Source organism: Kitasatospora sp. NPDC059577 (assembly GCF_042735475.1).
In the GTDB taxonomy this organism is placed as follows: domain Bacteria; phylum Actinomycetota; class Actinomycetes; order Streptomycetales; family Streptomycetaceae; genus Kitasatospora.
The window spans coordinates 1-7,162 of the sequence record NZ_JBHWBZ010000018.1; the positions used below are offsets into that span (position 1 = coordinate 1).

5 protein-coding genes are annotated in these 7,162 nt (G+C 74.3%); 3 read left to right on the plus strand and 2 right to left on the minus strand.

Annotated features, from left to right (window positions below):
- Positions 1–108: 108 nt before the first annotated feature.
- Complete coding sequence (locus tag ACFV0O_RS16630; RefSeq protein ID WP_380341893.1) at positions 109–1,440, minus strand: MFS transporter; 1,332 nt, start codon at positions 1,438–1,440, stop codon at positions 109–111.
- Between the two features lie 326 nt (positions 1,441–1,766).
- Here ACFV0O_RS16630 and ACFV0O_RS16635 point away from each other — a divergent pair, with 326 nt between their 5' ends.
- Complete coding sequence (locus tag ACFV0O_RS16635) at positions 1,767–3,404, plus strand: hypothetical protein (RefSeq protein ID WP_380341896.1); 1,638 nt, start codon at positions 1,767–1,769, stop codon at positions 3,402–3,404.
- A 5-nt stretch (positions 3,405–3,409) separates the two neighbouring features.
- Here ACFV0O_RS16635 and ACFV0O_RS16640 read toward each other — a convergent pair whose 3' ends face one another.
- Entirely contained in the window at positions 3,410–3,886 is a 477-nt protein-coding gene (locus ACFV0O_RS16640; protein WP_380341899.1) for a VOC family protein, read from the minus strand.
- A gap of 136 nt (positions 3,887–4,022) precedes the next feature.
- On the opposite strand from ACFV0O_RS16640, the gene ACFV0O_RS16645 reads away from it, so the two are divergent.
- Positions 4,023–5,210: a hypothetical protein gene (locus ACFV0O_RS16645; protein ID WP_380341902.1), complete on the plus strand. Its 1,188-nt coding sequence runs from the start codon at positions 4,023–4,025 to the stop codon at positions 5,208–5,210.
- Positions 5,211–5,508: 298 nt separating this feature from the next.
- Positions 5,509–6,999: an alkaline phosphatase PhoX gene (locus tag ACFV0O_RS16650; RefSeq protein ID WP_380341904.1), complete on the plus strand. Its 1,491-nt coding sequence runs from the start codon at positions 5,509–5,511 to the stop codon at positions 6,997–6,999.
- Positions 7,000–7,162: the final 163 nt, after the last annotated feature.

Genomic DNA, 7,162 nt, shown 5'->3' on the forward strand with positions numbered 1-7,162 from the left:
GCTCACCGGAGCAGCTGATGTGGGGGGGTTCACCGTGGGGGGGCAACGCCGCGGCCGGGGCCCTCTTCGGAGGTCCCGGGCAGCGGCGTTCGTGCGTGGTGCCGGCGGTCAGGCCGCCTCGGGCTTGCGGGCGACGGCCACCGCCAGGGAGGCGCAGAGGAGCGCCGCGAGGGTGGCGAAGCCGCTGACGGCGGGGAGCAGGCCGTAGGCCTGGACGAGGGCGCCGACGACGACGATGGGCAGGGAGCTGCCGAGGTAGACGATCACCCAGAGGGCGGAGAGTTCGGAGCCCCGGCGTTCCGGGTCCAACGCGGCGACGGCGGTGGTGAACAGGGAGCGGAACGCCACGCCCTGACAGGATCCGCCGAGGACGCTGCCGATGAACAGCAGCGCCGGGGTGCCGGTGTACCCGGCGGCGACGACCAGGGCGAGGCCGGTGGCCAGGCCGGTCATGCCGAGGGCGATCACCACGCGGTCCGAGGTCGGCGGGACGACCAACTGGGCGGCGGCCGAGGAACCGAGCAGCAGGGCGGCCACGATCGCGCCGGTCAGGTGCGAGGAGGTGTGCAGCAGCTTGGCGGCGAAGGCCGGGGCCAGGCTGAGGTAGACGCCGAAGACCGCGTACGAGACGAAGCCGGCCGAGGCGGCCAGCAGGAACTCGCGGCGGCCGGTGCGCGGCAGCCGCAGGCGCTGCGGGCGCAGGTGGGCCGGGGTGGTGATCCGGGGCGGGGAGGTCGGCGGGCGGTTGCGGCCGGGCATCCGCGGGTGGACGAGGGCCAGCGGCACGCAGAGCGCGAGCAGGGCGATGGCGTGCAGCAGGAAGGGCGTCATCAGCGGGTCCGAGCCGCCGGCCAGCAGGGCGCCGACCACCGGGCCGAGCGCGACGCCACCGGCGGAACAGGCCAGGGTGAGCTTGGCGGCCAGTGTCGGACGGTCGGGCAGCAGGTCACCGAGGGCGGCCCCGGCCGCGCCGGTGGACAGGCCGACGGCGATGCCCTGGACGGCCCGGCCGGCCGCCAGCTGCCAGAAGCTGCCGGCGGTCGCGAACACGACGTCGCCCGCGGCGGCCAGGGCGACGGCGGGCAGGATCAGGGCGCGGCGGCCGAGGTGGTCGGACCAGTGGCCGACGATGGCCAGCACCGGGACCAGCGCGAACACGTAGATCGTGAAGAGGATCGTGGTGTCGAGGGGGCCGAGCCCGAGGCGCTGCTGCAGCAACGGGTAGATCGGCGTCGCCAGGTTGGCACCGATGAGCATGAACAGCAGGGCGGCGGCCACCAGGCCGACGCGGACGCCGCGCAGCGCGTTCCAGCGGCTGATTGCGGCGAGCTGGAGCTGGCCGCGCGGCGCGAGCTCCAGGGGAAGCAGGGCCTCCGACAGTCGGCGTCCGTCGAGCCGCGCGGTGCGCAGGCCGGAGCCGGCGGGGGAGAGGTCCGCCATGTGAGGGGTCTCCTGTGGCAGGGCGCCACCGGGGTCGGCGGGGTAGGCCGGCGCGCCCGTCCTGAGGCGCTGTGGTGGTGGCCGCGGTGCGGGGCTCCCAGGTGGAGCGGATGAGCTGAAGAAGGGGGCTTCGTTGCCCCGGGGCCCGCGCGGGGTTGTGCGCGGTACCCATGCGAAGGATAAGGGGTGGGCGCACGTATACGGCGCGCGCCCCTGTGTGCGCCCCTTGCGGCCGGGCATCGGGGGTGCCACACCTATACGCTGAGGTGGTGGAACGGTACGCGGCGCTGTTGGGCTGACCGCTGGCTGAGGGAGAGCGCACAACGATGGCCGGACGACGTCGCAAGAACACCGGGGCCTCGGCGGGAGAGGGCACGGCCGAGGCCGTGCTGCCCGCGGACATGGAGCTGCAGGACCTCTACGGGGCGTTCGCCGCGCACGGGCTGGACGACGAGGACCTCGACGACGCGGCGGTCCTGGTGCCGCCGGTGAAGTTGCCGCCCGAGCAGGAGCTGGCCGACCAGGCGAAGGCCGTCCCGATGTTCGGGTACGCGCTGGCGCTGGCCCGCTGGGCCGCCCCGCACCGGGCGGTGGACGAGTTCGGCGACCTCGTCGAGGCGGACCGGGCGCCCGCGGCACGGCTGCTGGGCCTGGCCCCGGCCGAGGGCGAGGTGCCGGAGGAGGCCGAGGTCGAGGCGCTGCGGGCCTGGTCGCTGGCCTGCGACCTGGACCTGGTGGAACTCGGCACGACCGCGGAGGGCGAGCACGTCGCCGTTCCGGGACCGGACCTGGAGCCCGCCGAGGAGGGCGATCCGGAGACCGTCCTGGAGCTGTGGCTGACCGCTGCCGGGATCGTCCGGGAGCTGGCCGTGGAGGCGGACTCGATGCCGGAGGAGTCGGCGGAGGGGGCCGACGCGGAGGCCGGGGCCGAGCCGGGCGAGGAGGACGAGGAGGACGAGGACGGGCTCTCCGAGGTCGAGGAGGCCCGGGACGAGGCCGCCGAGCTGCTGGACGAGGCACTGCAGGTGCTCTACGAGACCACCGCCTTCGCCGAGCCGGGCAACGAGACCGTGCCGCTGGGCGTGCTGGCCGCGCTGCTGGTGGTGCCGGAGGGCGAGGAGCCGAGCGAGGAACTGCTGGGCGACATCACCGACGTGATGGTGTCGCTGGACCCGATGCTGGGCGACCTGGCCGAGCTGGGCCTGCTGGACTACCGCCCGATCGACCCGGAGCTCTTCGACGAGGAGGAGGGCACGGAGCCCGCCGTCGTCGGCGAGGAGCCGCTGGACGAGGAGGAGTCGGCCCGCTTCGGGCTGGTCCGGCTCACCCCGCTCGGCCAGTACGGCATCCGGCAGTGGCTGCTGGAGGACGGCTACGACGCCCCGCTCGTCGGCGAGCTGGCCCAGGGCGACGCGGCCGAGCTGCTGCGCGCGGTGTGCGAGTCGGTCAACGTGCTGCCGGACGAGGAGCTGCGGGTGTGGACCACCGGCCGGGAGCCGGTGGCCGCCGCGCGCGAACTGCTCGCGGCGGCGCGCGGCAGCGACGCGTACGGGCCGCTGCGGCGGATGCTGTGCGTCTCGGCGCTCGACCTGCTGGGGGCGGACGCCGGTCCGGCCGTCCGGGAGGTGCTGGACGACCCGGAGCTGGGTGGCGCCGCGCGGGCCTGGCTGACCGCGCGGGGTGCGACGGACGTGCCGGCGCCGGACCGGACGATGACGCTGTGGACGGTGGTCGACACCTTCGCCGCCCAGCTGCTGGACAGCGGCGGCGACGCCGGGCTGCTCCGCGAACTGATCACCGACCTGCCGGTGAAGGGCGATCCGGCGGCCTGGTTCGGCGAGCTGTGGCGGGTCGACCACCCGTACACGGCGGACGTCCTGGAGGCGATCGGGGAGCTGCACCTGGACCGCGCGGTGGCCAAGGAGGCCCGCAAGGCGGCGTTCAAGGCGCGCTCCAAGAAGTAGGCGGTTCAGGGCAGGTCCAGCGAGCCGTCCTCGGTGAAGCGGAAGAACGGGTTGTGGGCCAGTTCCCAGAGGTGGCCGTCCGGGTCCTCGAAGTATCCGGAGTAGCCGCCCCAGCTCGTCGGGACCGGCGGCTTGACCATCACGGCGCCGGCCTCGACGGCCGTCTTCATCGCGGCGTCCACCAGCGCGGGGGACTCCAGGTTCACCGCGAGGGTGACGCCGCGGAAGGACGGTTCGCCGGTGGCGGGAACGCCCGCGTCGGCGGCCAGCTCGTCGGTGGGGAAGAGGCCGAGCGCCGAGTCGGCGGTGCGGAACCAGACGATCTCCGGGCTGGAGGCGGTGGAGCGCCGCCAGCCGAGGTCCTCGTAGAAGCGGGCGCTGCGGTCGAGGTCGGAGACGCCGAGGGTGACGATGCTGATCCGGGCCGGGACGCCGTTCGGCGACCCGGTTCCGGCCTCGGTGGTGCTGCTCTGTGCTGTCATGCCGCCAGGTTAGGGAGCACGGCTGACAACCGGACGTCCTGACACGGCCACCGTCCCCGTCCGGCAGCCGGGCTGATGACCCGGCAGCTGCGGGCACGTAAGGTGGCGTCAGCGGTGCGGGCGCGAGGAGTCGGGGGTGCGGCACAGGATGGTGCGGGAGAACGGCGGCAGGCCCCAGGAGTGGAACACCGGCCCCGCGGGCCGCTTCCCGGTCCCGGACCGGCCGGGTCAGGAGGATCGTTTCGCCGACCAGGAGGACTTCTCCCGCCGGACCCTCGCCTCGGTCGACTTCCCCGTGTACGGCGTGGCCGCCGGGCCGGCCCGCACCGGTGAGGCGCTGTCCGCCTTCGAGACCTCCGGCGGCCGGCTGCGCTGGGTCGAGGTGCAGTGCGGCGACTGGCGCTCGACGGCCGGCCCGTACGTGACCGTGCGCACCTACCGTCCGGGCGCCGAGAGCTGCGAGCCGTTGCCCGAGCTGGAGGACGTGGTCGAGGACGAACGGGACCGTGTCTACGAACAGTTGGGCGTCGACGAGGGCGACGGGCCGGGCCGGGTGCGGGCCCTGCGCGAGTGGATCACGGTGGAGGGCGAGCCGCGCGCGGTGGAGGTGCACGAGGACCGGCCGGTGCTGCGGCCCGGGGCCGGGGCGGCCGTCGGGCCCGAGCCGGTGTGGGCCGGACGGCTGCGGATCGGCGGGCTCACCGTGACGGTCTGCGGGCGCGGGGTGGCACCCGACGGGGTGGAGCTCGGCGGGATCGGCGACTTCGAGCGGTACCTGCGCGGGCGCGCCGACCTGCTGCGCGACCTCGCCTCCCGGCAGGCCCGGTACGTCCCGGTGGAGGAACGCGAACTGCCGCCCGCCGTCGGGCTGGAGGCGCACCGGTCGCTGGTCGCGCAGAGCATCGCGGAGACCGCCGCGATCGATGCGCAGGTCCGGGCCGGGCGCACCCCGAGACTGCCGCGCGGACTGCGCGGGGACGCCTGCGCGGTGCGCTGGGAGGCGGCGGTGCGCCAGCAGGTACGGCTGGCCACCGAGACCCGGGAGGAGGCCGGGGTGGCGGTGACCTCGATGGTCAACCACCTCAACCGGCTCTCCCAGCAGACGCAGTGGCTGGTCGGCACGGCGGAGGGCGCGGCGGCCGTCGAGGAGGTCGTCCGGTACACGGTGTTCGCGAGCGAGGTGGCGAGCCTGCCGGCGCAGCGGGCCTGGGAACAGTTGTGGCGGGAGCGGCCCGGCGGCGGGGCCGGGGTCCGGGAGGAGCACCGGCTGGCCGAGCAGTTGTGGCTGGCGGCGTGGGAGCAGTGGCGGGCGGCGCGGCGCTGACGAGCCGGCGGTCCGGTGGTTCGGTGGTCGAGTGGTTCGGCGGTCCGGGGGTCCGGCGGCTTGCGGGGTCCGAAGGTCCGGCGGGCGGTGTCGGCGGTGCCTGCGGTATCGGCGGTGTCGTGGATTCTGGCAGGGCCGGCGGCGGCTTGGCAAAGCGGAGGTCATGTGTCGGTCATCGGTCGGCAAATGGCCGCCCCGATGTGAGGTGGGCTTCATGCCGGGTTCACCCGCTCGGCGGAGCCTGCTGGGCGTCGGCATCCCGCCCCGACGCCCGCTCATCCCCTCAGGAGTTGCTGCCATGTCGCTGTCCCGCCGGGACTTCGTCAACCGTTCCACCCTCGTCGGGGCCGGCGTGCTGATCGCCGGCGGCGCCGAGGCGCTGGCCAGCGCCCCCGGCGCGATCGCCGCCCCGGTCGGCGGTGAGGCGCCGGTCGCCGCGGCCGCCGGCACCAACGCCACGGGCGGCACCGCCGTCGGCTACGGCACGCTGGTCCAGGACCCGGCCGGGCTGCTGTCCCTGCCGAAGGGCTTCTCGTACCAGGTCCTCAACCGGGCCGGCGTCACCAAGCTGCGCACCGGGGAGTTCACCCCGAGCAACCACGACGGCACCTCCGCCTTCGAGGACGAGCGCGGCGGCAACTACATGGTCGTCAACCACGAGCTCTCCGGTGCCCGCGCCAACTGGCCGCACCCGGTGCCGCTGACCGAGGGCCACGTCTACGACCCGGGCGCGGCCGGCGGCTGCACCATCGTGCACGCCAAGCGGGACGGCTCGGTCGAGCAGTGGGTCGGCATCGCCGGCACCGCCACCAACTGCGCCGGCGGCGTGACCCCGTGGGGCACCTGGCTGTCCGGCGAGGAGACCGAGGACAAGGCCGGCAAGAACGGCTTCACCAAGGACCACGGCTACATCTTCGAGGTCGACCCCTTCGACGACGACTACAACCGCGACCCGCAGCCGGTGAAGGCCTTCGGCCGCTACGCGCACGAGGCCGTGGTCGTCGACCCGAAGCGCGGCCAGGTCTACCTGACCGAGGACGCCTCGAACCCGAACGGCCTGCTGTTCCGCTGGACCCCGCCGGCGGGGTACAGGCACGGCCGCTACCAGCTGCGCAAGCTGGCCGCCGACGCCGGCGTGCTGGAGGCCTTCAAGGTCTTCGACGCGCAGGGCAAGTTCGTCGACGACCTCTCCCGCGCCACCAAGGTCGGCACCACCTACGGCGTGGACTGGGTCAAGGTCCAGGACCGCGACGCCAGGACCGTCTCCGTCCGCAAGCAGTTCAAGGACGGCGAGGTCACCCGCGCCCGCAAGCTGGAGGGCATGTGGTGGGGTGACGGCGGGTTCTACTTCGTCTCCAGCTACGCCCGTTCGGAGAGCCCGCTGCAGCACGACGGCCAGGTGTGGTTCTACAGCCCGGCCCGCCGCACCATCACCCTGAAGGTCCTGCTGGGCGTCAACACCGACGTCTGGGGCGACCACGACAACTTCGACGGCCCGGACAACATCACCGTCTCGCCGTACGGCGGCATCGTGATCTGCGAGGACGGCGAGGGCGTGTCGCACCTGTTCGGCGCCACCGAGGACGGGCTGGTCTACCCGATCGCCCGCAACGAGCTGAACATCGGCACCGCCGAGAAGCCCGAGTTCAGCGAGTTCACCGGGGTGACCTTCTCGGACGACGGCAGGACCCTGTTCGCCAACATCCAGACCCCGGGCATCCAGCTGGCCATCACCGGCCCGTGGCGCCGGCTGAACGAGCACAAGCGCGGCCAGGGTTACGGCGAGTGACGCATCGTCAGGTCTGAAGTCGGCCTGGGGCCGGTCTGAACCCGGCCTGAACCCCACGGTCGACCAGGCTGGGGGGGGGGGGCGCGGGCGGGACCGGGGGCCCGCCGCGGGCCGAAGCCCCACCGCCCCGCCCGCGCGGCGGGCGGGGGGGGGGGGGTGTGAG